The sequence below is a fragment of the Nonomuraea sp. N2-4H genome (assembly GCF_045291505.1).
Taxonomy (GTDB): Bacteria; Actinomycetota; Actinomycetes; order Streptosporangiales; family Streptosporangiaceae; genus Nonomuraea; species Nonomuraea fastidiosa.
The window spans coordinates 6019658-6045329 of record NZ_CP147987.1; the positions used below are offsets into that span (position 1 = coordinate 6019658).

Genomic DNA, 25672 nt, shown 5'->3' on the forward strand with positions numbered 1-25672 from the left:
AGGGACCTCAGCCGAAAACGTCCTCCGCCGACACGACGGTGACCGCCCTGATGTGCCACTCCCGCAGCAGGCCGGGATCCTCGCACCCGGTGATCCGCTGACGCACGTGCTCCGGCACTGGCAGCCCCCGGGCCTCAAGCACCTCGAGCACAGCCTCCGCCCCTCGCCTGACGCTGCCCTTGAGCTCGCCGCGGACCTCTCCCTCGGCGATGAGATTCTCCTCGCCCGAGCCGTACAGGATGGCGCTGTCCGCCCGGCAGACGCCGGGATCCGCTTCCGAGAGGTCGGGTGAGGCGAGTCGTGCCGCACCCGACTTCGGGACCGGAAGGTCGAACAGCGCCCGCAGCATGTCCCGGGTGTATTCGAGATTGCGGGTCGCGATCTTGTTCAGACCCTCATGCTGGGCCGTGACCATGGCCCGGACATCACTACACGCGTTCGAGTCATTACTCAGAGTTTGCGAAACTGGACGGTGGCGATCTCCCAGGGGCCGAGAGGAAGGCGGAGGGTGCCGTCGGTGACCTCGAGCGGGTCGCCGGGACGGCCGCGGAGGTCGGCGTGGCGGGCCTCCTGGAGGCCGCCGGCGATGACGGCCTCGGTCGGATCGGGGGTCATGGCGACGACGCGGAGTTCGAGCCAGCCGTCGCGGTCGCGCAGCGAGGTCATGACGACCCCGTCCCCGGTCACCGACAGGCCGGCGGCGGGCTGCGGCATGGGCAGCGAGCGGTCGCCGAGGCCGGGCACCGCGAGCAGGTCGTGGCGGAACGTCTCCGCCTGCGGCACGACCTTCTCCCACGACCCCTGGAACGGCATGAGCGCCAGGTTCACCGTGCGCAGCCCGCGCGACTGGGCGGCCGGGGTGGGCAGCTGGGGCCCGGCGGGCTCGGGCCGCAGGGCGTTGCGGTTGCGGGACAGGTAGCCGACCGAGCGCAGCAGGGTGAGCGCGAGCTCGTCGTCGTTCACCTCGTACTCGGTGACGTGCTCCAGCAGCGCGGCCACGCCGCCCGCGGCGACCCAGGAGGAGGCGGGGAAGGTGGGCAGCGGGGTCTCGCCGCAGCCGCCCTCGGAGGTCAGGGCGCGGGTGACGACGGCGAACTGCCCCTCCGCGTACGACTCGGTGGCGGGCTTCGGCAGCGGCACGTGCAGGCGTACGCGGTGGTCGTCGCACCGGTTGTCGAACTCGACGCGCAGCCGGACGAACGGCTCGCCCGCGCGCAGCTCGACCCGCATGGTGACGACGATCTCCTCCATCTCGGCGCGCCGGTTGGCGGCGGGCACCTCGGGGGCGCCGTCGAGCCCTTCGCCGGCGACGGGCCAGCGGTAGGTGCGGCGGACGTCCACGGCGGCGACCAGCGGGCCGCTGTAGATCAGGTCGGTCTCGACGGAGACCGGCTGGGAGACGACCAGGTCGGCCTGCGGCGGCGCGTAGTTGTAGGTGTCGCCGACGTCGCCGCCGTCGACGATGCGGCCCGCGCCGGTGACCACGGTGCCGTCCTCGGCGTGCAGGTCGAGCAGGCCGTCGTCGGCGATGACGACGCGCAGCAGCCCGTTGTCGAGCACGCGTTCGTCGCCGCGTACGGGCAGGGTGGCCGAGTCGGAGCGCAGCCAGCACGCCGGGTGGTGCTCGCCGGGCAGCGCGGTGGGCTCGGCGGTGGCGTCGGTGGGGCCGTACACCTCGGAGCGGGGCGCGGTCCTGACCGTGGTGTGGCCGAGCGGCGGCACCTGGACGAGGGCGGCGACGGTGCGGCGCGGCTCGGCGATGATGCGCACCCGGGTGACGCCGTCGATGGCGGCCCGCAGGTCGTCCATGTCGAAGACGACGGACGTCTCGCGCGCCACGGTGAAGGTGAGCGTGTCGCCCTCGACGGACCAGTCGGTGATGTGCTGGCCGTACAGCTCGGTGCCGTGCACGAAGGTGAGCGCGACGGCCGGGTCCATCTCGGCGTCGAGCAGCAGCGTGGCGGCGTATTCGAGCGGCTGGGTGGGCACGGGCGCGCCGGTGGCGTCGACGAGGGGGTCGGAGCCGGCGACGTCGAGGGTGACGATGCCCGAGCGGGTCTTCGGCGTGGGGTTGACGATGACGATGGAGCCGGACGGCGCGGCCTCGGCGAGCCTGGCGGTCACCATGTCGCGCACCGCCTGCCCGAGGTGCTCGGCCTCGGCGATGCGGGCGGCGACCTGCTGGGCGGTGTCGTCGACGCCGCAGCCGGTCACGGAGTCGTGGCCGCTGGCGTCGACGAGCCGCCACCAGGCCATGTCGAGGAAGCGTCCCGGCCATTCGTCGCCCCAGAGCGCGGCGAGCGGCTCGGCGTAACGCTCGACCATCCGCTCGGCGCGGCCCATGGCCTGCTTGACGTGGGGACGGATGGAGATGACGCCGGGCAGGATGTTGGCGCGGGCGTGCGAGCGCAGCTCGCCGTGGACCTGGGGCAGGCCCTCCACGTCGCCGGAGTACGCGCTGATGTAGCCGGACAGGGTGTCCATGCGGGCGCCGATGGCGGCGACCATCTCGGGCAGGCCGCGTACGGGCGCGGAGTGGTCGGTGCCGTACATGGCGAGCAGCGACCCCGCGGGCCCGTGCCACTCGCGCATGGTCCTGACGAACGAGGCCGCCCGCTCCTTGAGCCCTTCGGTGTCGTGGAAGAGGTGGGCTCCGTTGCCGTAGCCGCCGGCCGGGAGGTACTGCGTGCGCAGCGCCGTGCCGTCGGGAGCGGTCCAGGCGAAGGCGTCGGTGGTGACCGACGACGGCACGCCACGGTAGACGCAGGCGTGCAGCAGCCCCGCCTTGCGCAGGATCTGCGGCATCTGCGCGGTGTGGCCGAACATGTCGGGCAGGTAGCCGACCGGCATGGCGCCGCCCAGCTTGTCGGCCCTGGACATGCCGAGTTCGAGGTTGCGGATGATGTTCTCGCCGGAGCACAGGAACTCGTCGAGCAGGATCTGCCACGGTCCCACCGCGAGCCGGCCCGACTTCACCAGGGCGGCGACGCGGTCGCGGTTCTCCGGACGCACCTCCAGGTAGTCGTCCACGCACGCGAGCTGGCCGTCGAGCGTGAAGTGGTAGTCGGGCTCGCGCTCCATGGTGTCGAGCACCTCGTCGAGCAGCGCCACCAGGCGCAGCCTGAAGCGCTGGAAGGGTTCGTACCACTCACGGTCCCAGTGGGTGTGCGGTACGACGACGATCTCGGTGCTCACGCTGCTTCCCCTCCAATGGGCAGATCGTGCTGTACGGCGTAGCGAGCCGCGATCCGCTGTGCCGTGACGATGTCCTCAAGCCCGCCGGCCGCGTCGGTGAGCGGCGGCGTGCCATCGTTCACGTAAGCATGGAAGGCCGCGAGTTGTACTTCGAACGCCTCAGTCACCTCGCGCCATACCGCACGGCTCTCGCCCGGGGTGACCACGGTGAGCGTGGTGGGGGCGTTCATCAGGTAGGGAGAGGGGAAGACGAGTTCGAGCGAGCCGCTGTCGTGGTGGATGGCCACGGTCTCGCGGTAGGCCGGGTAGTCCTCCAGGTAGTGCCAGCGGATGGAGAACCTGCCGGTCTCGGGCAGGGGGCCGGAGATCTCGATGGAGCCGGGCGTCTCGCCCCACGTCTCGACGTACGAGATCTCGGCGGGCGAGCCGGTGAAGCGGCGCAGCAGCGACAGGTCGTGGCAGATGGAGCCGAGCGCGACGCCGTACAGGTCGCGTACGGGCTTCGGCGCGTCGGCGCCCAGCGCCCGGGAGACCAGCTCGTCCTCGGCGGCCCGCAGGGAGGCGAGCAGCCCGGGGTCCACGTCGCGGGCCTGGGTGAGGTTGGCGAAGGCGAGCTGCGACTCCCCGCTCGGGTGCAGCACGGTCACCTCGATGGCCCTGATGGCGGCGGGCCCGCCCAGCTCGGCGAGCAGCTTCTCGGCGCGGCGCACGGCGGGGTCGTACTGCTTCATGTAGCCGACCATCAGCCGCCCTTCGGGCAGCGCCTCGACCTCGGCCCTGGTCAGGGCGAGCGGCTTCTCGCAGAGCACGGCGTAGCCGGCCTCGAGCGCCCGGCGCACGGTCTCGCCGTGCGAGCCGGAGGCGAGCACGACGACGGCCTCGAACCCGCCGTCGGCGAGCATGCCGGCGACGTCGGTGTAGCGCTTGCCCGCGCCCAGCCGGTCGCCGACGGCGTCGGCGAGCGTCTGCGACAGGTCGCAGACGGCGACCACCTCGAACAGGTCGCGGCGGCGCGACAGCAGCGGCACGTAGACCGCCTGGGTGACGGCGCCGCAACCCACCAGCGCGATTCTCACAGTCCCAAGTCCTTCAGTTTCTGGCGGTTGGCCGCCTGGTCGGCGATGTTCTGGGCGACGGTGCGCCGCCCCGGAAGGGTGTCCTGCTCGACGATGACCCAGCCGGAGTAGTCGATCTCGTCGAGCGTGCGGATGACGGCGGGCAGGTCGAGCTCGCCCTCCCCGAGCCGGGCGAAGCCGCCGCGGCCCATCAGCTCGCGCAGGTCCACGCCGTCGGCGAGCGCCTGGGCGAGGATCTTGTTGTCGCCGTCCTTGATGTGCACGTGGGTGACCCGGCTCGCCCACCTGCGCAGGCACTCGACGGGGTCTCCCCCGGCCAGCAACAGGTGGCCGGTGTCCAGGCACAGCTCGACGTCGGTCAGCTCCAGCAGCCGCTCGACGTCGTCGGGCGTCTCGACGTACGTGCCGAGGTGGTGGTGGTAGGCGGGCTCGAAGCCGCGCTCGCGGCAGCGGTTCACGGCCTGCTGGATGCGAGCGGCGTAGGCGGGCCACTCGGATGCGGGCAGTCCGGGCGCGTTGCCTCCCGGCCTGGCGAACCGCTCGGGCGTGCCGGGCGCGGCCAGCGTGGGTCTGGGCGGCAGGTCGCCTTCGGGCGCGGCGGCGAAGAAGTCGAGCGCGGCGTCCAGCCCGGCGAGGTCCTGCTCGAACGCCTCGGCGTCGTGGTAGCGCAGGTCCACCCAGCCGCCGGCGAGCAGCAGCCCGGCGCCGGACAGCCGCTCGGCCAGCTCGCTGCCGGTGCCGAGGTAGCCGATCGGGCCGGAGTCGATGCCCTCGTAGCCGGCGTCGGCCAGGGCGCGGACCATCTCGTCGGCGGTCAGCGGTGGCGGGGCGTCGCTCAGCTCGAACACGCCGAAGCTGACGGGAGCGTTGGCGACTTTCCTCACGCGCATAGGGCGATCACCTCGTTCTCGTGGGTTTCGAGCCGGTGCGGCCCGTCGATGGCAGGCAGCAGCACGTGCTCGCCGCGCACGACCTGGCGGGTGCCGTCGGGGCGGACCAGCACCAGGCCGTCGGCGTCCAGCGCGAGCAGCTCGTCGCCCAGCCGGAGCAGAAGCGGCGCGTCGGGGCCTGCGGAGACCGCGGTGCGCCCGGCCCGTACGCCGTCGAGCACCGCCTCCGTCTCGGGTTCGTCACCCGCCACGAGCACCCAGGTCGTGGGCGCGCCGGGCAGGCCGTCGTTGCCGTGCCGGTGGAAGTCGCTGCCGCCAATCGCGATGACGTCGTCGCGCCAGGCGTCGGCCCAGGCGAGTGGCGCGCCCCAGCGGCGGTCCCACCAGCCGGAGTGCCACACCTCGGCGACCTGGGGGCGGCGCTCGATGGGCTGCAGCCAGGCGCAGTCGCCGCCGAGCGGATGGTTGATGGACATGATCCCGCCGTTGCGCTCGGCGTGCTCGTACCAGGAGTCGGGCGCCTTGCGGAAGTCGACCCAGCCGACGTCGCCGAAGACGTTGGCGTGGCCGCGGTCGGTGGTGACCTCCTGGCCGGGCAGCAGGCGGATGCCGCGGTCGATCTTGCCGAGCCAGGGGTGGTGGCTGACCGTGTTGTGGTCGGTGACGGCGAGGAAGTCGAGCCCGCGCCCGTGGGCCAGCTCGGCCAGCTCGGCGATAGTGAGGCTGCCGTCGCTGTGCACGGTGTGGGCGTGGAAGTCGCCGGCGAACCAGCGCAGGCCGCCGACGTCGGGGATGTCCCTGCGGGGCGGGCGCTCGCCGTACGGTGGCTCCTCGGCGGCCGGCTCGGGCGGTGCGGTGCGCTCGCAGGTGATCTCGAGCGTGTAGTCGAGGCCCTGCGGCGGGATGCGGTGCAGCCGCAGCCACACGTGCCAGGTGCCGGGCTCGGGCTCGCCGGGCAGGTAGCCGGGGGTGGCCCAGTCGCGGGTGATCGTGTACTCGTCGCGCGCGCCGCCCGACCAGCCGCGGAACCCGCCGGGGGCGCCGCAGCCGAGGTCGAGCACGCCCTGCGACCTGTCGTAGGAGAGCTTGACGTGCACGGCTGCGGTGCCGGGCGGCACCTCGAACGGCACTTCGCGCAGGATCCGCTCCAGGCGGTCGTCCAGCGTCCAGTGGCCGGTGGTCATACGAGCTCTCCGTTCCGGTAGATGAGTGCGCGGTCGCGGCGGGGCAGGGCGAAGCCGTCGTCGCCGACGGCGGGCTCGCTGCCCTCGGGCACCACGGCCTGCACGCTGACGCCGCCCACGTCGAGGGTCACCAGGTGGGCGGCGCCGAGGTTCTCCACGATGGCCACCTTCCCGCCGAACGCGCCGTCCGCGGGCTCGGCGGAGTAGGCCAGGTATTCCGGCCGTACGCCGTACACGATCTGCTCCCCGTCGGACAGCAGTCCCGCGGCCGAGTCGGGGACCGCGACCTTGCAGCCTGCCACTTCCAGGGTGTCACCTCGTACGATGCCGTCGAGCAGGTTCATCGGCGTGGAGCCGATGAAGGCGGCGACGAACGTGTTGGCGGGCCGCTGGAACACCTCGGACGGCGTGCCGATCTGCCGGATGTGCCCGGCCTCCATGACGGCCATCCTGTCGGCCATGGCCAGCGCCTCGGCCTGGTCGTGGGTCACGAAGACGGTGGTGACGCCCAGCTCGCGCTGCAGCTTCTTGAGGAACGTCCTGGCCTCAAGGCGGAGCCTGGCGTCCAGGTTGGACAGCGGCTCGTCGAACAGGTACGCCTGCGCCTGCGTGGCCATGACCCTGGCGAGCGCGACGCGCTGCTGCTGCCCGCCGGAGAGCTGGCCGGGCCGCCGGTCCATCAGGTGCTCGAGGCCGAGCCGCGCGCCGACCTCGGCGGCCTTCTCGCGGCGGGTCCCCTTGGGGACCTTCTTGATGCGCAGCGGGTAGGCGATGTTGTCGGTGACGTCCATGTGCGGGAACAGCGCGTAGTCCTGGAACACCATGGCCACGTCGCGGCCGCCCGGCTGCACGCCGGTGACGTCCCTGCCGCCGATGACGACGGCACCGCCGGTCGCGGTCTCCAGGCCGGCGATCGTCCGCAGCAGCGTGGTCTTGCCGCAGCCGGAGGGCCCGAGCAGGGCGAAGAACTCGCCGTCGGGGATGACCAGGTCGAGCGCGTCGAGCGCTTTGACCCCGCCGGGGTAGACCTTGGTCAGCCCGCGTAGTTCGATGGCGGCCATTAACGCTTGATCCCTCCGTGGAAGCGGAAGCCGTACTTCTTGCTGACGAACAGGTACATGAGCACCACCGGGATCGAGTACAGCAGCCCGAACGTGGACAGCATGCTCAGGTTCGCCTGCCCGCCCTCGGTGTACAGCGTGTACGTGATCACCGCCGCCGGCTGCTTCTCCACGTCGCTGAGCAGCAGGTACGGCATGAGGAAGTTCCCCCACACGTTGGCCACGGACCACACGGCGATGGTGGCCAGGCCGGGCCGGACGACGGGGACGACCACGTGCCGGACGATCTGCAGCGGCGAGGCGCCGAAGACCCGGGCGGACTCCTCGTAGGACTTCGGCGTGGAGTCCATGAAGTCCTTGAGCATGAAGATCGCCGCGGGCAGCAGGCCGCCGGTCAGGATGAGGATGAGCCCCATCTGGGAGTCGATGAGGTTCAGCTCGACCGCGAGCTGGAACAGCGGCACCATCGCGGCCGTGCCGGTGATGATCGACGACAGCAGGAGCAGTGCGTAGAGCAGGGCGTCGCGGCCGGGCACCCGCACGCGGCTGAGCGCGTACGCGGCCAGGGCCGAGAAGATCACGACCAGCAGCGCGGTGCCGACCGACAGCACCACCGAGTTCCACAGCGACGGCAGCGCGTACGGGTGCTCGACGACGGCCTTGAAGTTGTCCCAGGTGAAGTCGGGCACCCGCACCTCGTAGGTGGGGTCGGAGGTGAAGGGCGCGGTCACCAGCCACAGCAGCGGGATCGTGAAGAACGCCAGCAGCACGGCGATCATCGTGTAGAACCCGATGCGGCCCAGGACGAATCGCGTCATTTCTTGCTCCTGAGCAGCCGCAGGTAGAACACCGCCACGACCAGGTTGATGAGCAGGATGATCGTGGAGACCGCGGCTCCGTAGCCGAGCTCGCCGCCCTGCAGCGCCACCTTGTAGACGTGCACGGCGAGCACTTCGGACTTGCCGTCGGGTCCGCCGGCGGTGAGCAGGAACGGGCTGAAGTCGTTGAACGTCCACAGGCTGATGAGCAGCAGGTTCGTCAGGATGTGCCCCCTGATGTGGGGGAAGACGACGTCCCTGAGCTGCTGCCAGCCGGAGGCTCCGGCCAGGCGGGCGCTCTCCAGGTGGGAGGGCGGCACGTTGCCGAGCGCGGCGCCGTACAACATCATCGAGAACGCGGTGCCGCGCCAGGTGTTGAACACGATGATGGACAGCATCGGGTGGTCGAGCAGCCAGGCCATGCCGGGCATGCCGAGCAGCGCGTTGAGCGTGCCGGCGTCGCGGTCGAGCAGCGCCACCCACAGGAACGACACGATGGCGCTGGGCAGGATCCAGGCCAGGATGACCAGGCCCTCGACGACGCGCTTGATCGGGCCGCGCTTGTCGCGCAGCAGCCAGGCGATGGTGAAGCCGAGCACGACCTGACCGATGACCGCCGAGCCGAGCACGAACTCCACGGTCAGCCAGGTCGAGCTCCAGAACGTCGGGTTGGAGGCCGCGTCGAGGAGGTTGTCCAGGCCGACGAACTGCGGCTCGGCGGCGGCGACACCGGTCAGGCGGTAGTTGGTCAGGCCGAGATAGAGCACCCACAGCGCGGGGAAGACGAGGAAGGCCGCGATGAGCAGGAGGGCTGGGGCCATGAAGACCCCGGCCCTTGCCTTGCCCAGGCCCGCCGCGTCCGAGCTGTAACGCTCTTTGCCGCTCTCGGCCGCTACTTCAGGAGGCGATATTGCCTGCGCCACCGACGATTCCCTCAAGCTTCTTCTGGTAGTCGGCCGCCGCCTGGTCGGGCGACGTGCCGCCGACGACCGCGGCGGTGGCCTCCTGCAGCGCCACCGACACCTGCGGGTAGACCGCGACCGGCGGGCGGTAGGCCGTCAGTGGCAGCACCTTCTCCGAGATGTAGGTGAGCAGCGGCTCGCCGGCCAGGATCTCCTTGTTGACGTCCGCGCGCGGGGTGATGCGCACGTTGCCGTCCTTGGTCTCCTCCTTCAGCGCCTCGGGCGAGAGCGTGAAGGCGGCCAGCTCGAACGCCTCCTTGGGGTGCTTGCTGTTGGGGTTGACCGTGCGCAGCGCGCCGCCGGACATGCTGACGAAGTCCTGGCCGCGGATGCCCTTGCCCGGCTCGATGGCGGGGATCATGGCGTAGCCGACGACCTGGTCGCGGTCGGCCATCTTGGCGATGCCGGTCTTGGGGTTGACCACGCCGCGCCAGAAGTAGTCGCCCTCCATCAGGATGCCGATCTTGCCCTCGGCGAACTGCTGGAACGACTTGTCGCGGCCCTTGGCCTCCTGCTGGAGCTTGGGGTCGCCGAGGCCGCCGCCGTAGATCTTCTGGTAGAAGCCGAGCGCGTCCTTCAGCGGCTGGGACGCGCCGGTCCACTTGCCGTCCTTCTGCACCTCGCCGCCCGCGCCCGCGAGCAGCGGCAGCACGCCCTGCATGGAGGTGGCCTCGCCCATGGCGGTGCCGGCGTTGATCTGGATCGGGACGGGCACGCCGGCGTTCTTGAGCTTGGTGCCGGCGTCGATGATCTCCTGCCAGCTCTTGGGCTGCCAGTCGGCCGGCAGGCCCGCCTTGGCGAAGAGGTTCTTGTTGAAGTACAGGACGCGGCCGTCGGTGCCGATGGGCAGCGCGTACCTCTTGCCGTTGAACTCGGTCATGCCCTGGACGGCCTCGGGGATCTGCGCCCAGCCGTCCCAGTTGTCGGCCTCGGGGCCGACCAGCTCCGACAGCGGCTTGATGTCGCCGGCCTCGGCGAACTCACCGGCCCAGATGCCGTCGAGGTCGATCACATCCGCGCCCTTGCCCGACTTGAGGTCGAGCGAGAGCTTGGTCTTGTACTGCTCGTCATCGACGCCGCTGGGTACGAACTTGACCGTGACGTTCTTGCCCTTCGCCTTCTGGGCCTCTTCGAACTTCGGGATCACCCAGTCGGTGATGTGCTGCGCGGCGGCGGCGTTCTTACCACCGGCGATGGCGTTCTGGGTGATCGTCAGCTCGATGGTGTCACCGCCTCCGCCGCCGCCGGAGGACTGGCCGCAGGCGGCGAGCCCTAGACCGGCCGCGGTGATGACCGCGACCACACCCAACGACCGTTTCCGCAATGCCATGCAAACCCTCCGACGTGTCCTTAAAGGGAGGCAGCCATGGGCCAATATGTCATGACATTCAGATGACGTAAAGACCTGGCCATGATCAAGGAAGTGCCCTCATACTGCGGCTTTGTCCAGGGAGGACCGAATGTTCACATTTCGGTCACCTGAGACGTGAGCACCGGGGTTTCGGACGGGGCACATTGCGCAACATAGCGGACATCCGAATGTCATGACAATATGCCATAGTGTCGAGGGTAAGCTCCGTCCCTGGAGGTGCTGTTGTACGACCTGATCACGATCGGCCGCTGCGGCGTCGACGTCTACCCGCTGCAGACCGGGGTCGGCCTGGCCGACGTCGAGAGCTTCGGCAAGTTCCTCGGCGGCAGCCCCACCAACGTCGCCGTCGCCGCCGCTCGGCACGGTCTGCGCCCCGCCGTGATCACCGGGGTGGGCGCCGACCCGTTCGGCGACTACGTGCGCCGGGCGATCCGCGGTTTCGGCGTGGACGACGCCTTCGTCAGCACCATCGAGGGCGCTCCCACCCCCGTGACGTTCTGTGAGATCTTCCCGCCCGACCACTTTCCCATCTACTTCTACCGCGGCGAGCATCCGCCGGACCTGCGCATCGAACCGTCCATGCTCGACCTCGACGCGATCGCCCGCACCCCGCTGTTCTGGTTCTCGCTGACCGGGCTCAGCAAGGAGCCGAGCGCCTCCGCCCACGAGGCCGCGCTGTCGGTGCGCACCTCCGGCTGGACGGTGTTCGACCTCGACTACCGCGCCACCCTGTGGGAGTCGCGCGAGGCCGCCCACGAGGCCGCGCGCAAGGCGCTGCCCCACGCCAACGTGGCCGTGGGCAACCTCGATGAGGTGGAGGTGGCGGTCGGCGTGCGCGAGCCCGAGGCCGCCGCGCAGGCGCTGCTCGACGCCGGCGTACGCGTCGCGATCGTGAAGATGGGCCCCGAGGGCGTCTTCGCCCGCACCGCCGAGGAGAGCGCGCTGGTCGAGCCCATGAAGGTCGAGGTCGTCAACGGCATCGGCGCCGGAGACGCCTTCGGCGGGGCCGTCTGCCTCGGCCTGCTGCGCGGCTGGCCGCTCGAACGCACACTGCGCTTCGCCAACGCCGCCGGCGCCTTCGTGGCCGCCCGCCTGGCCTGCGCCGACGCCATGCCGACCACGTCCGAGGTGGACGAACTGCTGAACGGGGCCCGCTCGTGAGCGACATCACGCTGCCGCCCAGGGCGGCCGACTACGGGCGGCTCACGCACATCCGCGCCACCAGGCCGGAGGAGATCGCCGAGGCCGCGGCCCGGCGCGAGCGGCGCGGCCTGCCCGCCGAGGGCGAACGGCTGCTCATCATCGCCGCCGACCATCCGGCGCGCGGCGCCCTCGGCGTGCGCGACCGGCCGCTCGCCATGGCCAGCCGGGTGGACCTGCTCGACCGGCTGCGCGTGGCGCTGGCCAGGCCGGGTGTGGACGGCATCCTCGCCTCCCCCGACGTGCTCGAAGACCTGCTGCTGCTCGGCGCCCTCGAGGGCAAGCTCGCCTTCGGCTCGATGAACCGGGGCGGCCTGCAGGGCTCGGTCTTCGAGATGGACGACCGCTTCACCGGCTTCGACGCCGACGCCATCGACGCCATGCGGCTCGACGGCGGCAAGATGCTCTGCCGCATCGACCCGTCCGACCCCGCCACCGTCTCCACGCTGGAGTCGTGCGCGCGGGCGGTCAGCGACCTGGCCAGGCGTCGGCTCGTGGCGATGGTGGAGCCGTTCTGGTCGCGCAGGTCGGAGTCGGGCGCCGTACGCAACGACCTGTCGCCCGACGCGGTGATCAGGGCCATCAGCGTCGCCCAGGCGCTCGGCGTGACCTCCGCCTACACCTGGCTGAAGATCCCCGCCGTGGCCGAGATGGAGCGCGTCATGGCCGCGACCACGCTGCCCGCACTGCTGCTCGGCGGCGACCCGCCCGACATCGACGCCGCCTACGCCGACTGGCACCGCGCGCTCGGCCTGCCCGGGGTGCGCGGCCTGGTCGTCGGGCGCGCCCTGCTCTATCCCCCGGACGACGACGTCGCGGCCGCGGTCGACGGTGCCGCGGCCCTGGTGCGAGAGGTTCGTGCATGACCTACCTTCCCTACGGCAAAGCCGCCCGCGACCCCTGGACGGTGGAGATCACCCCGTCCGTGGCCGGGTGGACGTACTCGGGGCTGCGGGTGACGGACCTGGGCGAGACCCCGGTCACCTTCGACACCGGCGAGGAGGAGTTCCTCGTCCTGCCGCTGGCCGGCTCGTGCACGGTCGCGATCCCGGGCGAGACATTCGAGCTGACCGGGCGGGCGTCGGTCTTCGACGGGCCGTCCGACTTCGCGTACGTGCCGATCGGCACCGAGGTGACGCTGACCGGCACCGGCCGCATCGCGCTGCCGTCGGCGCGCGCCACGCGCGGGCTCGACCCCCGCTACGTGCCCGCATCCGAGGTGTCCGTCGAGATCAGGGGCGCGGGGCAGGCCACCCGCCAGGTCAACAACTTCTGCGCGCCCGACGCCTTCGAGTGCGACAAGCTGATGGCGGTCGAGGTGCTCACGCCCGGCGGTAACTGGTCGTCGTACCCGCCGCACAAGCACGACACCCCCAACCCCGGCGAGGCGGTGCTGGAGGAGATCTACTACTTCGAGGTCGCCGGTGAGGGCGTCGGCTACCAGCGCGTCTACACCTCCGAGCGGGGCCACATCGACACGCTCGCCGAGGTGTCGTCGGGCGACGTCGTGCTCATCCCGTACGGCTACCACGGCCCCTCCATGGCCGCGCCCGGCTACGACCTGTACTACCTCAACGTCCTGGCCGGCCCGGCGGAGCAGCGGTCGATGGCCTTCTGCGACGACCCCCGCCACGCCTGGATCCGCTCCTCGTGGGACGGCCAGCCCATCGACCCCAGAGTGCCGTTCGGGAGGACGTCATGACCCGGTTGACCGTCGCGCAGGCCGTCGTCCGCTTCCTGGCCGCGCAGTGGAGCGAGCGCGACGGCGTCGAGCGCCGGTTCTTCGGCGGCTGCGTCGGCATCTTCGGCCACGGCAACGTGGCCGGCATGGGCCAGGCGCTCGCCACCTCCGGCACCGACCTGCCGTACTACCTGAGCCGCAACGAGCAGGCGATGGTGCACACGGCCGCCGCCTACGCCCGCGCGAGCAACCGCCTGGCCACGCTGGCGTGCACCACCTCGATCGGCCCCGGAGCCACCAACATGATCACGGGTGCGGCGGGCGCCACCATCAATCGGCTGCCCGTGCTGCTGCTACCCGGCGACATCTTCTCCACCCGCGTCGCCAGCCCGGTGCTGCAGGAGCTGGAGGACCAGCGCTCCTACGACGTCTCGGTCAACGACTGCTTCAAGCCGGTCTCCCGCTACTGGGACCGCGTCAACCGCCCCGAGCAGCTCCCTTCGGCGCTGCTCGCGGCCATGCGGGTGCTCACCGACCCGGCCGAGACCGGCGCGGTGACGCTGGCGCTGCCGCAGGACGTGCAGGCCGAGGCCTACGACTGGCCGGACGAGCTGTTCGCCCGCCGGGTCTGGCACATCGCGCGGCCCCGGCCCGAGCGCGCGGCGCTGGCCCGCGCCGCCGAGCTGATCACCTCCGCCGAGCGCCCGCTCATCGTGGCCGGCGGTGGCGTCATCTACAGCGAGGCCACCGAGGCGCTGCGGGCCTTCGCCGAGGCGCACGGCGTGCCGGTGGCCGAGACGCAGGCGGGCAAGGGCGCGCTGCCGCACGGGCACCCGCTCGCCCTCGGCGCGGTCGGCGCGACCGGCACCACGGCCGCCAACGCCTTCGCCCGCGAGGCCGACGTGGTCATCGGCATCGGCACCCGCTACAGCGACTTCACCACCGCCTCCCGGACGATCTTCGCGCCCGACGCCCGCTTCGTGAACCTCAACGTCACCGGCTTCGACGCGGCCAAGCTCTCCGGCCTGCAGCTCGTCGCCGACGCCCGCGAGGGGCTCGCCGACCTGGACGAGGCGTGTGCGGGCTGGAGCACCCCCGACGCCTACCGGGCGCGGGCCGCCGAGCTGATCCGGGCCTGGGACGCGAAGGTGGACGCCGCGTACGCGGTGGAGAGCACCCCCATCTCGCAGGCGGCGGTGATCGGCGCGGTCAACGCGGCGGCCGGCGACGACGGCGTGGTGGTGTGCGCGGCCGGGTCGATGCCCGGCGACCTGCACAAGCTCTGGCGGCCCAGCGGCCCGGGCAGCTACCACGTCGAGTACGGCTACTCCTGCATGGGCTACGAGATCGCCGGTGGGCTCGGCATCAAGCGGGCCGCCCCTGAGCGCGAGGTGTTCGTGCTGGTGGGCGACGGCTCGTACCTGATGATGGCCCAGGAGCTCGTCACCGCCGTCGCCGACGGCGTCAAGCTGATCGTGGTGCTGGTCGACAACTCCGGCTTCGCCTCCATCGGGCGGCTGTCGGAGAGCGTCGGCGCCGAACGCCTCGGCACCGCCTACCAGGCGAGCGACGGCGGCCCGCTGCCCGTCGACCTCGCCGCCAACGCGGCCAGCCTCGGCGCGACCGTGCTGCGCCCCGAGTCGGTCGCCGATCTGCGCAAGGCCCTCGAGGCGGCCAGGTCGGCGAGCGAGACCACGGTCATCTACGTGCCCACCGACCGGCTCGCCGACGACGTGCCCTCGTCCGAGGCGTGGTGGGACGTGCCCGTGGCGCAGGTGGCCACGACCGACGCCACCCGGTCCGCCAAGGAGGAGTACGAGGCGAACAAGCGCGCCCAGCACGCGCACCTGGCGCCGCCCGCCTAGCATGATTGCCCCCGATCAGCCTGGGGAACTCCTCTGACCAGGCACGATTGGGGGCAAGGCGATGGGGCCGTGGCGGCTGCTGGGGTGGATCGCGGTCGTCGCGGTCGCCCTGTTCTGCCTGCATCACCTGCGTACGGTGGCGCTGTCCATCGTCGTCGGCGTCTTCCTCACGGCGCTGCTGCTGCCCCCGGCCCGCCGGCTGATGTCGCGCGGTGCCGGGCGCGCGCTCGCCACCGCGGTGGTCTTCTCCGGCGGGCTGCTGCTCGCGGGGGCGCTGTTCGCGCTGCTCGTGCCGCCCACCGTGGCCAGCCTGTCGGAGCTGGGCGCGAGCGTCGGCAAGGTGCTCGACGACCTGCACGGGCTCGTCACCCGGCTCGGGTTCGACGACCGGCAGCTCCTCGCGCAGGCCCGCGACTACCTGTCATCGCGCAACCGGCAGATCACCACCGGGGCCCTGGCCGGGGTGCGGACGGCGGGCGAGATCGTGGTCGGCGCGGTGCTCGCCGTCATCCTGTCGGTCTACTTCGTGCACTCGGGCGACCGGCTCTTCCGCTGGCTGATCTCGCTTGCGTCCGCGCCCGCGCGGCCCCGGATGGCCGAGACCGGAGCGCTCATCTTCGACGTCATCGGCCGCTACATCCGCGGTGTCGCGATCGTGGGGCTGGTGGACGGGTTCTTCATCGGCGTCGCGCTGTGGATTCTCGGCGTGCCGCTGGCGCTGCCGCTCGCGGTGCTGACGTTCGCGGGGGCGTTCCTGCCGGTGGTGGGCGCGCTGTTCGCCGGGCTGCTCGCCGCCGTCGTCGCGCTGGTCGCCAAGGGGTGGCTGGTCGCGCTGATCGTGGTCGCGGTGACCGTGGCGGTGCAGCAGCTCGAAGGGCACGTGCTGGCGCCGCAGATCTACGGCAAGGCGCTCGACCTGCCGGGCGCGGTGATCCTGGTGGCGATCGCGGTGGGCAGCGTGGTGGCCGGGATCGCGGGGGCGTTCCTGGCGGCGCCGGTGACATCGGTGATCGTCGCCCTGCTGCACCGCGCCAGAGCCGACGAGGAGTCTCCCGGACCCGATACGGGCCCTGCGGGACCACCTGACTCGGGACCGCCCGGCGCGGGACCCGCCGACGCGGGACCGGCCGCTTCCGGGCCGCCGGGCCAGCATCCATCGGGGCCGGAGCCGCCGGGGCCGCAGCCGGGCGGACCGAAATCCGGAGGGGCGGGTCCTCAGCGGGGATCCGGCGGGCCGAAACCCGGGCCGTCCGGCCTGCGAACGGCCACCTAGCACCCGCCCGCCTCCCGGACGGTCACCCGCCTCCCGGACGGCCAGCCGCTTTGTGACGGCCGCCCGCCTCCCGGACGGCCATCCGCCTTCTGAAGGCCAGCCGCTTTTGACGGCCGCCCGCCTTTCGACGGCCACCCGCCGCTCGGTCGTGGCGGCCGCGTTCAGAGGCGGAGTTCGAGCTCCAGCTCGTGCCTGATCGGGATGCCGTCCGACTCCTTCGGGATGCTCGGCTTCAGCTCGCGCGCCCGTTCCACGGCCTCGCGGTGCAGGGCGACGAGGTCGAAGCCGTAACGCTGGTAGAAGCGCAGCGCGTGGGTGTTGTCGTTGGTGGTGATCAGCGTGAGCCTGGCCAGCCCCCGCTCGGCCGCCACCGCACGCACCGCGTCGATCAGCTCGCCCCGCCCCAGCGCGATCACGGTGGTGCCCGCCCAGCTTCCGGTGAGCACGCGGGCCACGACACGCCCGTCCTCGGGGCCGATGGGCCGTACGGATATCGCCATGGCGCTCATTATGTGACGTGACTTTCGACTGTCACGGCGCTCTGCCTGCTCGCCGCCGTCGAGGCCGCCCTGGCGTGACCCTTACGAACGGCTCAGGCGCTGGTCGAGGACGTCGGCGATGCCCGCGAGGAAGGAGTCGACGTCGGCGATCAGGTAGCCGGGACGCAGTAGCACGGTCGAGAACTTCGCATTCCGCACGTCCTCGCCCGTCACCGGGTACTGGGTGGTGCCGCGCAGCGTGGCCACGATGCGGTCGAGGAAGGCATCGACCTCGTCCTCGTTGTAGCCGGTGCCCATGCGGCCGGTGCGGAAGCCGACCCGTTCGACGCGGGCGGCCTGCGTCTCGAACCACTCCTCGCGCAGCATGTCGCCGGTCGGCTCCGCCATCGCGAGCCGTACGGGCCGCTTGGCCTGCGCCTCCAGCGCCACCACGAACGCCTCCAGCGCGAAGTCCACCGCTGTCTCCTGATAGCCGCCACGCACGGCGCGGAACGTCGCGCTGCGCACCTCGTCGGCGGTGACGGGCTCCAGGAGGTGGGAGCCCCGCCCCAAGGTCGACTCGATCCGCCCGATCAGGGCGTCGACCTCGACGGGGTCATAGCCTGAACGCAAACCCATGACGCGTGGAAAGCGGTTCAAGCCTCAATCCTCCTGAGATGGGGGGTGCCAGGGGTGCTTCCATTGTCGGACCTTTATCCCGGCCCTGCGACCCGGCCTATATCGTTACGGGATCATGCGCTTGTCCAAAGTCGCCTACCGCTACCGCAGGCGTCATCCTCTCGTCATCGAGGAAGCCGACGCGAGCCTGTCGCCCGGCGACGTCATCGAGCTGACCGGCGCGAACGGGGCGGGCAAGTCCACCCTGCTCCGCCTGCTCGCCGGGCTCGCCCGGCCCACCTCGGGCACGATCACCGACCGTCCCGCGGTGGTCGGCTTCGCGCCCGACCGCTTCCCCACCGACCAGCCGTTCACCGTCGCCGACTATCTGCGGCACATGTCCCTCGTACGCGGTGGCGCCCGCTGGGAGCCCTGGGCCGAGCGGCTCGGCATGGGCCATCTCCTCGGCACCGCGCTCGCCGACCTGTCCAAGGGCAGCGCCCACAAGGTGGGCCTGACGCAGGCGCTGATGGCCGAGCCGGGGCTGTTGATCCTGGACGAGCCGTTCGCCGGGCTCGACGCCGACACCCGCGCCGCGCTGCCCGGGATCGCCACCGAGGTGGCGGGGCGGGGCGGCATCGTCGTGGCGTCCGACCACCAGGGCGGTCTGCGCGAGTTACCCGGGCTGCGGCAGTGGGCCATCGTGGACGGCCGGCTCAAGGAGGGCGCGGCGTCCCCCTCACCGCCCGCCCGCGCCACCGTGGCCGTCACCCTGCCCGCCGACGAGCTGCCGGGTTTCCTGGCCAGGATGCGCGAGGAGGGCTATGAAGCCCGCCGCTTGGAGGAGAGCTCATGATCGCGCTGGCCCTCTACCGCCTGGCCGCGTACGTCCGCTCGCACCGCGTCTACCAGGCGCTGCTGCTCGCCCTCGCGCTGCTCGCGATCCTGCACGGCAGCCGGGTCCCGGCCGGCCAGGAGGGCTCCGCGCTGGCCGACGGCGCCGTGCTGCTCGTGCCCGTGCTCGCCTGGGCGGCGCGGAGCCTGCTCGACACCGAGCCGGACCGGCAGCGGGAGATGTCGGCCGTCCTGGTGGGCGGGCGCGGCAGGGAGGTGGCCGCGGGGCTGCTCGCGGCGTTCGCGGTCTGTGCCGCCTTCGCGGCGCTCGGGATGGGATGGGCGCTCCTGCTGGGCGTCACCCAGTGGCCCTCGGACGGCCTACTGAGCGCGGCGGCGGCCCTGTACGTGGTGTCGGCGCTGACCGGCACCGCGCTCGGCGCGCTCACCAGCAGGGCCGTGCTGCCGTCACCGGCCGTCTCGATCATGACCTTGGTGCTCGGCTACCTGGCCATGCTGCTGCTCAGCGCCATGGCGCCGGCGTGGCTCACCGTGCCGCTGATCGGGTGGATGCGGGCGGCGAGCCGGTGTGAGCTCGTGGAGCGGCTGCCGGAGCTGGGGCCGATCTCGGTGGCGTGGTGCGTGATCGGCCTGGCCGCGTACGCCTGGCTCCGCCACCGCCGCGCCTGACAGCGCACACCGCCGGGCCCGACCCCACACGCCGGCTGGCCCGCCCCCGCACACCGCCGGCGGCCCGACCTCACACGTCGACGGACCCGACCTCGCACGCCGTCGGGCCCCCGCGCGACGCCGCACTTGGCCGCCGCACCCGCTTTCGCGCGGGCTTATTCGGCGGCGGCGAGCTGGCCGCAGGCGCCGTCGATCTCGCGGCCGCGCGTGTCACGCACGGTCACCGGCACGCCGTGGAACTGCAGCCGCCGCACGAACGCCCGCTCGTCCTCCGGCCGGGAGGCCGTCCACTTGGAGCCCGGGGTCGGGTTGAGCGGGATCAGGTTGACGTGCACCAGCTTGTTCTTGATCAGCTTGCCGAGCAGATCGGCCCGCCACTCCTGGTCGTTGACGTCCTTGATCAGCGCGTACTCGATGGAGACGCGCCGCTTGGTGCGCGCCGCGTACGCCCACGCGGCGTCGAGCACCTCGGCCACCTTCCACCGCGTGTTGATCGGCACCAGCGTGTCGCGCAGCTCGTCGTCGGGCGCGTGCAGCGACAGCGCGAGCGTGACCGGCAGCCCCTCATCGGCGAGCTTGCCGATCGCCGGCACCAGCCCGACCGTGGAGACCGTGACGCTGCGCGCGGAGATGCCGAGACCGTGAGGCGCGGGCTCGACCAGCCGCCGCACCGCGCCGATCACCTGCTTGTAGTTGGCCAGTGGCTCGCCCATGCCCATGAACACGACGTTGCTGACGCGTCCCGGCCCGCCGGGCACCTCGCCGGCCGCCAGCGCCCGCGCGCCCGCCACGACCTGCTCGACGATCTCGGCGGTGGACATGTTCCTGGTCAGACCGGCCTGGCCGGTGGCGCAGAATGGGCAGTTCATGCCGCAGCCGGCCTGCGACGACACGCACATGGTGACCCGGTCGGGGTAGCGCATGAGCACCGACTCCACCAGGGCGCCGTCGAACAGCCGCCACAGCGTCTTACGCGTCGTGCCGCCGTCGGTGGTCAGCTCTCTGACCGGGGTCAGCAGGTTGGGCAGCAGTGTGGCCAGCTTGTCCCTGGACGCCGCGGGCAGGTCGGTCATCGCCTGCACATCGGTGGTGAGGCGCTCGAAGTAGTGGCGGGAGAGCTGGTCGGCGCGGAACGCCTTCTCACCCAGCTCGGTGACCGCCGCCCGCCGCTCGGCCATCGACAGGTCGGCCAGGTGCCGGGCGGGCTTGGCCCGGCGCGGGGCGACGAAGGTGAGCTGACCAGGAGGCTGGGACACTGTGCTGCCTTTGCTTGAGGGGTTTGGGACCAGGGTAGTGAACGTTCGGATCGGAGGTGGAATTCCTGGTCACTGTCGGGCTCGCGTCCTGGTCTCCGGTCGATCTACAGTCGAGACGTATGGCGATTTCTCGGTCGGCATCTGGCGAGGGTGGCGCCGAGGTCGTGCTCGCCGCCGGCAACCCGTACGGCAGCCGGACGCTCGTCGTCGAGCGGGACGAGGACGCCTCGGTGGCTTACCTGTGCTCGCCCGACGGCACCGTGCACGGCGCGGTCTGGCTGGCCAACCACCGTCCCGCGCCGCAGGTCGTCGACCTGGCCCGCATCAACGCCGGTCTGCCGCCGCTCATGCCGAGGGCCAACACGCTCCACCCCGACGGCCGCCGCCCGCTCGGCGAGCTCACCCCGCTGTGGTTCGAGGAGGGCGACGGCGTGGCGCTCTACGAGGACGACGAGCTGCTCGCGGTCATCCCCGGCTGGGCCGACATGAGCCGCGGCATGCCGGGGTACGCGCGGGACGCGGTGGGCGAGTCGCCGTTCGCCTGGGCGCTGTCGGAAGCGCTCGAAGGGCTGCGGCCCCGCATCGCGAACGCCAGATCCTACTGGCGCTGGCGGCACAGCGAGGGGTCGTGGCCGTCGTTCCAGCAGTTCGTGATGGGCCACCTCGACCGGGTGCTGGGCCCGGCGGGGCGCTACTGGGACGCCAGCGGCGACCGGCTGCCGACCGTGGGCATCACCGAGCGTCCGCCGCACGGCGAGCGTGGGTTCACCGTGCTGTCGACGGTGGGGATGAGCTGCCAGCGCATGCCGACGGTCGAGCAGTGGATCGACCGGCCCGGCGCGTACGCCAGGGTCGAGCTGGCCGTGGCCACCCGCGAGGACCCGCGCGACGCGGCGCTGCTGCTGGTCTGGCTGTCGCAATATCCGTGGCACTCGGTGACCTGGCTGGGCCACGGCCACACGGCGAAGTGGTATCACGAACCGGCGACGTTCCCGCTGGGGCCGCAGTACTCGGGGGTGCTCATGCAGGCCAACCCACCCCACATGCCCGACATGTCGGGCTTTGCGTTCGGGGGCGAGGCGGTGCGGTGGCTCTGGCTCTCCCCCATCACCACGCAGGCCATGCAGGCACACTCATGAGCGTGCTCAGAAGAAGAGCGTCATGAGCAGCCAGACCGGCACCAGCGTCGTCACCAGCGAGTCCAGCCGGTCCATCAGCCCGCCGTGCCCCGGCAGGATCGTGCCCAGGTCCTTGATGCCGAGATCCCGCTTGATCATCGACTCGATCAGGTCGCCCACGGTCGCGAGCAGGGCGCCCAGCGCGCCCATCAGCGCGCCCTGCCACAGCTCGCCGCCCAGCAGCCAGGTCACCAGCCAGGCGCCGATCACCGTACAGGCGATCAGCGAGCCCGCCAGGCCCTCCCAGGTCTTCTTCGGGCTGATCGCCGTGAGCTGATGCCTGCCGAACAGCACCCCGGCGACGTAACCGCCGATGTCGCTGGCCACCGTCACCGCGATGAAGATCAGCACCCGGTGGCTGCCGTCGTCGGGCTTCAGCAGCAGCGCCACGAACCCGCTCAGCATCGCCGGATAGAACAGCGTGAACACCGACGCCGACGCATCGCGGACGAAACCGTCCGTGCCCGCGCTGAACATCCGCCAGATCAGCAGCACGAACGCGAACACCGCGAAGGCCGCCAGCATCCAGACCGGCCCGCCCCAATAGGCGCCGGCCTGCATGGCCACCAGTCCCAACAGCACCGGGGGAACGGGCACCACGATGTCACGGGTGGCGAACGCCCTGGTCAGCTCGACCACGCCGACGCCCACGCACACCACGGCCACGAGGAGGAACAGCTCCTTGACCGTGTAGATGGTCCCGAGGACCAGCGCGCCCAGCACCAGCCCGACCGCGATCGCGGCAGGCAGGTTCCTTCCGGTACGGCTGCCGCCGCTCGAGCTGGTGCCAGCCGTACTTTTCTCCACAGACTTCTCCATAAGCCACGGCCCCCGCCATCGCGGCGAGGGCCGCAGTGCAGACCCGCTGGAGACAGCGCCCCCGCGTTCGGGGACCCGCCTCCCTGTCGAGACGGCCCGCAGGACGCGGCCCGCCGTGCGGCGCGCCGCTCAGACCTCGAGCAGCTCGGCTTCCTTGTGCTTGAGCAGCTCGTCGATCTTGGCGACGTGCTTCTGGGTGAGGTCGTCGAGCTCCTTCTCGGCCCGCCGGACCTCGTCCTCGCCCGCCTCGCCGTCCTTGACCATCTTGTCGAGGATCTCCTTGGCGGAGCGGCGGATGTTGCGCACCGACACCTTGGCCTGCTCGCCCTTGTTCCTGGCGACCTTGATGTACTCCTTGCGGCGCTCCTCCGACAGCTCGGGGAACGTCACGCGGATCACCTGGCCGTCGTCGGTGGGGTTGACGCCGAGGTCGGAGTCGCGGATGGCCTTCTCGATCGCGCCCATCGAGCTCTTGTCATAGGGCTGGATGAGGACCATGCGCGCCTCGGGCACGTGGAAGGACGCCAACTGCTGAATCGGCGTCGGCGTGCCGTAGTACTCGGCAGTGATCTTGTTGAACATCGAGGGGGTGACACGGCCCGTACGGATGCTCGCGAAGTCCTCCTTCGCCACCGAAACGGCCTTGTCCATCTTTTCCTCGGCTTCGAGGAGGGTTTCGTCGATCACAGCGGCTCCCTGTCTTCTAGCTGGCGGTATCGGGCTCGCTCCGTCATTTGCCTGCGGGACTCACCAGCGTGCCGATTTTCTCACCGCGTACCGCTCGCAGGATGTTGCCCTCGCCCATGAGGTCGAAGACGACGATCGGCAGATCGTTGTCCTTGCACAGGCTGATCGCGGTGGCGTCCATGACCGCGAGGTCGCGCAGCAGCACCTCGCCGTAGTCGAGGTGGTCGAACCGCACCGCGTCGGGGTTCTTGCGCGGATCGGAGTCATAGATCCCGTCGACCTGCGTGCCCTTGAGCAGCGCCTCAGCGCCGATCTCCAGGGCGCGCTGGGAGGCCGCGGTGTCGGTCGAGAAGAACGGCGAACCCAGCCCGGCGCCGAAGATGACCACGCGCCCCTTCTCGAGGTGCCTGATCGCGCGGCGCGGCAGGAACGGCTCGGCCACCTGCTGCATGGTGATGGCGGTCTGCACGCGCGTCTCCACACCCCGCCGTTCCAGGAAGTCCTGCAGGGCCAGGCAGTTGATGACGGTGCCGAGCATGCCCATGTAGTCGGCCCTGGCGCGGTCGATGCCGCCCTGCGACAAGGTGGCGCCGCGGAACATGTTGCCGCCGCCGACCACGACCGAGACCTGCACGCCCTCACGGACGGCCTCCGCGATCGAGTCGGCCAGGTGATCGACCACTCGCGGGTCGATGCCGAGCGGCTCGTTACCGGCGAACGCCTCTCCTGACAGTTTCAACATCACCCGCTTCCACCTGAGCGGGCTTTGCGGGTTTTGAGATGAGGAAGCCGCCGTCCGTGTGGATTCGTGGGCTGACTCCCGGTGGTCCTGCACGGCGGCGGCCTCCTTCATTCGGTGGATCGTTGAGCTCGCAGCTTGCCTAAGCCTAAGCCTGACCGACCTTGAAGCGGACAAAGCCGAGGACCTCGACACCGTTCTCCTCGGCGTACTTGCCCACGCTCTTCTTGTTGTCCTTGACAAAGGCCTGCTGGAGCAGGGTGAAGTCGCGGTACCAGCCGTTCACGCGGCCCTCGACGATCTTGCCGATCGCGGCCTCCGGCTTGCCCTCCTCGCGGGTCATCTCCTCGAAGAGCTTGCGCTCCTTCTCGACGATCTCGGCGGGGACGGACTCCGGCTTGAGGTACTGCGGCGCCATGGCGGCGGCGTGCTGCGCGATGTCCTTGGCGACCTCGGCGTTCGGCTTGTCGAGCTGGACCAGCACGCCCACGGCCGGCGGCAGGGCCGGGTCGGTCTTGTGCATGTAGGCGCCGATGTAGCCGCCCTCCAGCACCGCGAAGCGACGGACCTCGATCTTCTCACCCAGCGCGGCGTTGGCCTCGTCGAGGTGCTCCTTGACGGTCTTGCCGCCGAAGGAGGACTCGAGCAGCGCCGGGACGTCGGCCGGCCGGGTCTCCAGCACGTGCGCCACGACCTGGGCGGCCAGCTCCTGGAAGCGCTCGCCCTTGGCCACGAAGTCGGTCTCGCAGTTGAGCTCGAGCAGCGCGGCGGCGGAGTCGCCGTCCTGCTTGAGCGCCACCAGGCCGTTGGACGCGGTGCGGGCCTCGCGCTTGCCCACGTCCTTGGCGCCCTTGAGGCGAAGCAGCTCGATGGCGCGGTCGAAGTCGCCCTCGGCCTCCTCGAGCGCCTTCTTGCAGTCCATCATGCCGGCAGCGGTGATCTCGCGAAGCCGCTTGACGTCGGCCATGTTCACGGAAGCCATTGCTCTTTTTCCTTGTGGGATATCGTCGTCGATCATGGTTCGGGCGGGGGCGGGAAGCCCTCCACCCTGGTTCGTACGGCCGGGCGCCTGCCGTACGTGAGCCTTGTCGTGCCTTTCACCGGTCCTCGCCGGTCCTGGCCCGGTCGTTCACCGGGTTCGGGCCGGCGTTCGAGCGTTCGCCGCTGCCTCGCCCGGCATACTGCCCAGCCTCGCCTCGGCCTACCACCACAGCACCGCCACCTGAGCCCTCAGCCCGGGTTTCAGCCCTGGCACAGGCTCTAGGCCCTGGCCCGAACCTGAGCCCCGATACCTGGCACAGGCCCCAAGCCCTGAACCGAACCCTGAGCCCCGGTACCTGGCACAGGCCCCAAGCCCCGGCCCGAACCCTGAGCCCCGGTTCGAAGCGCTCCAGGCCTTGGCCTGGCGCCCGACCTCGCCCTAGGTCGGCGCCCGGCCTGAGCCGTGGCCGCGTTTCCGGTCCCCGGGCCTGGCGCAGGCCCCAGGCCCTGACCGAGCCCTGCGCCCGCCGGCCCCGAACCGCTTGGGCTGCAACCTGAGCCGCCTGGCCCCTGGAGTAGCCCACCCGGCGGGGGTGAGCCGCTCCGGCGTGCCGTCGCAGGCCGGTCGTTTGCCTGACCGCGACGTACACCTTGCCCGGCACCCTGCCCGGCCGGCTGCCGGAGCCCCGGCGGCCGTGTGCGGTGGTCCGCCTGTATTCAGCTGTCACGTGCGCCTTGCTGACGGCCCTGGCTTCCCAGGCCCGACCGGCAGGCCGCCGGAGCATCGACGCCCCATGCCGGTATCGGCCCCCGA

General features: G+C 71.4%; 24 protein-coding genes. 8 read left to right on the plus strand and 16 right to left on the minus strand.

Going from position 1 to position 25672, the window contains the following annotated elements; genetic code table 11:
- Positions 1-7: 7 nt before the first annotated feature.
- The 9 genes from WBK31_RS27525 to WBK31_RS27565 form a co-directional block, all read right to left on the minus strand.
- Positions 8-415 carry a hypothetical protein gene (locus tag WBK31_RS27525; RefSeq protein WP_364070178.1) on the minus strand — a complete coding sequence of 136 codons (408 nt, stop codon included), beginning with the start codon at positions 413-415 and terminating at the stop codon, positions 8-10.
- A gap of 35 nt (positions 416-450) precedes the next feature.
- Positions 451-3195: a glycoside hydrolase family 38 C-terminal domain-containing protein gene (locus tag WBK31_RS27530; protein WP_378786902.1), complete on the minus strand. Its 2745-nt coding sequence runs from the start codon at positions 3193-3195 to the stop codon at positions 451-453.
- Positions 3192-4271: a Gfo/Idh/MocA family protein gene (locus WBK31_RS27535; protein ID WP_406673416.1), complete on the minus strand. Its 1080-nt coding sequence runs from the start codon at positions 4269-4271 to the stop codon at positions 3192-3194. Before WBK31_RS27535 ends, WBK31_RS27530 begins: the two co-directional genes overlap by 4 nt.
- A complete protein-coding gene (locus tag WBK31_RS27540; RefSeq protein ID WP_364070171.1) occupies positions 4268-5161 on the minus strand; it encodes a TIM barrel protein in 894 nt (297 codons plus the stop codon). Before WBK31_RS27540 ends, WBK31_RS27535 begins: the two co-directional genes overlap by 4 nt.
- The gene (locus tag WBK31_RS27545) at positions 5152-6345 is read right to left on the minus strand and encodes a CehA/McbA family metallohydrolase (protein ID WP_364070168.1); all 1194 of its coding nucleotides are present in this window, start codon (positions 6343-6345) and stop codon (positions 5152-5154) included. The genes WBK31_RS27540 and WBK31_RS27545 overlap by 10 nt, the downstream gene beginning before the upstream one ends.
- A complete protein-coding gene (locus WBK31_RS27550) occupies positions 6342-7406 on the minus strand; it encodes an ABC transporter ATP-binding protein (RefSeq protein ID WP_364070166.1) in 1065 nt (354 codons plus the stop codon). Before WBK31_RS27550 ends, WBK31_RS27545 begins: the two co-directional genes overlap by 4 nt.
- Positions 7406-8224, minus strand: coding sequence for a carbohydrate ABC transporter permease (locus WBK31_RS27555; RefSeq protein ID WP_364070163.1), 819 nt, complete (start codon positions 8222-8224; stop codon positions 7406-7408). The genes WBK31_RS27550 and WBK31_RS27555 overlap by 1 nt, the downstream gene beginning before the upstream one ends.
- Positions 8221-9045, minus strand: a complete 825-nt coding sequence (locus WBK31_RS27560) for a sugar ABC transporter permease (RefSeq protein WP_364070160.1) — start codon at positions 9043-9045, stop codon at positions 8221-8223. The genes WBK31_RS27555 and WBK31_RS27560 overlap by 4 nt, the downstream gene beginning before the upstream one ends.
- A 76-nt stretch (positions 9046-9121) precedes the next feature.
- Positions 9122-10516, minus strand: a complete 1395-nt coding sequence (locus tag WBK31_RS27565; protein WP_406673417.1) for an extracellular solute-binding protein — start codon at positions 10514-10516, stop codon at positions 9122-9124.
- A gap of 264 nt (positions 10517-10780) precedes the next feature.
- Here WBK31_RS27565 and iolC point away from each other — a divergent pair, with 264 nt between their 5' ends.
- From iolC to WBK31_RS27590, 5 genes are all read left to right on the plus strand, one after another.
- On the plus strand, positions 10781-11719 hold the full coding sequence (gene iolC / locus WBK31_RS27570; protein WP_364070154.1) for a 5-dehydro-2-deoxygluconokinase: 939 nt from the start codon (positions 10781-10783) through the stop codon (positions 11717-11719).
- Positions 11716-12624, plus strand: coding sequence for a deoxyribose-phosphate aldolase (locus WBK31_RS27575; RefSeq protein ID WP_378786894.1), 909 nt, complete (start codon positions 11716-11718; stop codon positions 12622-12624). Before iolC ends, WBK31_RS27575 begins: the two co-directional genes overlap by 4 nt.
- Positions 12621-13460: a 5-deoxy-glucuronate isomerase gene (iolB, locus tag WBK31_RS27580; protein WP_364070151.1), complete on the plus strand. Its 840-nt coding sequence runs from the start codon at positions 12621-12623 to the stop codon at positions 13458-13460. Before WBK31_RS27575 ends, iolB begins: the two co-directional genes overlap by 4 nt.
- Complete coding sequence (iolD, locus tag WBK31_RS27585; protein WP_378786890.1) at positions 13457-15304, plus strand: 3D-(3,5/4)-trihydroxycyclohexane-1,2-dione acylhydrolase (decyclizing); 1848 nt, start codon at positions 13457-13459, stop codon at positions 15302-15304. The genes iolB and iolD overlap by 4 nt, the downstream gene beginning before the upstream one ends.
- 61 nt (positions 15305-15365) lie before the next feature.
- Entirely contained in the window at positions 15366-16577 is a 1212-nt protein-coding gene (locus WBK31_RS27590; RefSeq protein WP_406673418.1) for an AI-2E family transporter, read from the plus strand.
- A 161-nt stretch (positions 16578-16738) separates the two neighbouring features.
- Here the strand turns inward: WBK31_RS27590 and WBK31_RS27595 are convergent, their stop codons facing one another.
- A complete protein-coding gene (locus WBK31_RS27595) occupies positions 16739-17077 on the minus strand; it encodes a GNAT family N-acetyltransferase (protein ID WP_406673419.1) in 339 nt (112 codons plus the stop codon).
- Positions 17078-17158: 81 nt separating this feature from the next.
- Complete coding sequence (locus WBK31_RS27600; RefSeq protein ID WP_364070140.1) at positions 17159-17695, minus strand: DivIVA domain-containing protein; 537 nt, start codon at positions 17693-17695, stop codon at positions 17159-17161.
- Positions 17696-17810: 115 nt separating this feature from the next.
- Between WBK31_RS27600 and WBK31_RS27605 the strand changes: the two genes are divergently transcribed.
- Positions 17811-18530 carry an ATP-binding cassette domain-containing protein gene (locus WBK31_RS27605; RefSeq protein WP_406673420.1) on the plus strand — a complete coding sequence of 240 codons (720 nt, stop codon included), beginning with the start codon at positions 17811-17813 and terminating at the stop codon, positions 18528-18530.
- Positions 18527-19198, plus strand: coding sequence for a hypothetical protein (locus WBK31_RS27610; RefSeq protein WP_406673421.1), 672 nt, complete (start codon positions 18527-18529; stop codon positions 19196-19198). Before WBK31_RS27605 ends, WBK31_RS27610 begins: the two co-directional genes overlap by 4 nt.
- Positions 19199-19353: 155 nt before the next feature.
- Here the strand turns inward: WBK31_RS27610 and rlmN are convergent, their stop codons facing one another.
- Positions 19354-20454: a 23S rRNA (adenine(2503)-C(2))-methyltransferase RlmN gene (gene rlmN / locus WBK31_RS27615; protein ID WP_364070131.1), complete on the minus strand. Its 1101-nt coding sequence runs from the start codon at positions 20452-20454 to the stop codon at positions 19354-19356.
- Positions 20455-20573: 119 nt separating this feature from the next.
- Here rlmN and WBK31_RS27620 point away from each other — a divergent pair, with 119 nt between their 5' ends.
- Positions 20574-21593 carry a suppressor of fused domain protein gene (locus WBK31_RS27620; protein WP_364070128.1) on the plus strand — a complete coding sequence of 340 codons (1020 nt, stop codon included), beginning with the start codon at positions 20574-20576 and terminating at the stop codon, positions 21591-21593.
- A 6-nt stretch (positions 21594-21599) separates the two neighbouring features.
- On the opposite strand, the gene WBK31_RS27625 is transcribed toward WBK31_RS27620, so the two are convergent.
- The 4 genes from WBK31_RS27625 to tsf all read right to left on the minus strand — a co-directional run bounded on the left by WBK31_RS27625 (position 21600) and on the right by tsf (position 24859).
- On the minus strand, positions 21600-22439 hold the full coding sequence (locus WBK31_RS27625; RefSeq protein ID WP_364070125.1) for a phosphatidate cytidylyltransferase: 840 nt from the start codon (positions 22437-22439) through the stop codon (positions 21600-21602).
- Positions 22440-22580: 141 nt separating this feature from the next.
- Entirely contained in the window at positions 22581-23138 is a 558-nt protein-coding gene (frr, locus tag WBK31_RS27630) for a ribosome recycling factor (protein ID WP_364070122.1), read from the minus strand.
- A 43-nt stretch (positions 23139-23181) separates the two neighbouring features.
- On the minus strand, positions 23182-23880 hold the full coding sequence (gene pyrH / locus WBK31_RS27635; RefSeq protein WP_364070266.1) for a UMP kinase: 699 nt from the start codon (positions 23878-23880) through the stop codon (positions 23182-23184).
- 145 nt (positions 23881-24025) lie between these two features.
- Positions 24026-24859 (minus strand): translation elongation factor Ts, encoded by an 834-nt coding sequence (gene tsf / locus WBK31_RS27640; RefSeq protein ID WP_364070119.1) that lies wholly within the window; start codon positions 24857-24859, stop codon positions 24026-24028.
- Between the last annotated feature and the right edge of the window lie 813 nt (positions 24860-25672).

Bases quoted from the DNA above. Each gene is read 5' to 3' on its own strand.
- iolD (WP_378786890.1), top strand. From the start codon at position 13,457: ATGACCCGGTTGACCGTCGCGCAGGCCGTCGTCCGCTTCCTGGCCGCG.
- WBK31_RS27610 (WP_406673421.1), top strand. From the start codon at position 18,527: ATGATCGCGCTGGCCCTCTACCGCCTGGCCGCGTACGTCCGCTCGCAC.
- tsf (WP_364070119.1), bottom strand. From the start codon at position 24,859: ATGGCTTCCGTGAACATGGCCGACGTCAAGCGGCTTCGCGAGATCACC.
- WBK31_RS27600 (WP_364070140.1), bottom strand. From the start codon at position 17,695: ATGGGTTTGCGTTCAGGCTATGACCCCGTCGAGGTCGACGCCCTGATC.
- WBK31_RS27595 (WP_406673419.1), bottom strand. From the start codon at position 17,077: ATGGCGATATCCGTACGGCCCATCGGCCCCGAGGACGGGCGTGTCGTG.
- WBK31_RS27590 (WP_406673418.1), top strand. From the start codon at position 15,366: ATGGGGCCGTGGCGGCTGCTGGGGTGGATCGCGGTCGTCGCGGTCGCC.
- WBK31_RS27545 (WP_364070168.1), bottom strand. From the start codon at position 6,345: ATGACCACCGGCCACTGGACGCTGGACGACCGCCTGGAGCGGATCCTG.
- pyrH (WP_364070266.1), bottom strand. From the start codon at position 23,880: ATGTTGAAACTGTCAGGAGAGGCGTTCGCCGGTAACGAGCCGCTCGGC.
- WBK31_RS27605 (WP_406673420.1), top strand. From the start codon at position 17,811: ATGCGCTTGTCCAAAGTCGCCTACCGCTACCGCAGGCGTCATCCTCTC.
- WBK31_RS27525 (WP_364070178.1), bottom strand. From the start codon at position 415: ATGGTCACGGCCCAGCATGAGGGTCTGAACAAGATCGCGACCCGCAAT.
- WBK31_RS27620 (WP_364070128.1), top strand. From the start codon at position 20,574: ATGGCGATTTCTCGGTCGGCATCTGGCGAGGGTGGCGCCGAGGTCGTG.
- WBK31_RS27565 (WP_406673417.1), bottom strand. From the start codon at position 10,516: ATGGCATTGCGGAAACGGTCGTTGGGTGTGGTCGCGGTCATCACCGCG.
- WBK31_RS27560 (WP_364070160.1), bottom strand. From the start codon at position 9,045: ATGGCCCCAGCCCTCCTGCTCATCGCGGCCTTCCTCGTCTTCCCCGCG.
- iolB (WP_364070151.1), top strand. From the start codon at position 12,621: ATGACCTACCTTCCCTACGGCAAAGCCGCCCGCGACCCCTGGACGGTG.
- WBK31_RS27550 (WP_364070166.1), bottom strand. From the start codon at position 7,406: ATGGCCGCCATCGAACTACGCGGGCTGACCAAGGTCTACCCCGGCGGG.
- WBK31_RS27555 (WP_364070163.1), bottom strand. From the start codon at position 8,224: ATGACGCGATTCGTCCTGGGCCGCATCGGGTTCTACACGATGATCGCC.
- WBK31_RS27540 (WP_364070171.1), bottom strand. From the start codon at position 5,161: ATGCGCGTGAGGAAAGTCGCCAACGCTCCCGTCAGCTTCGGCGTGTTC.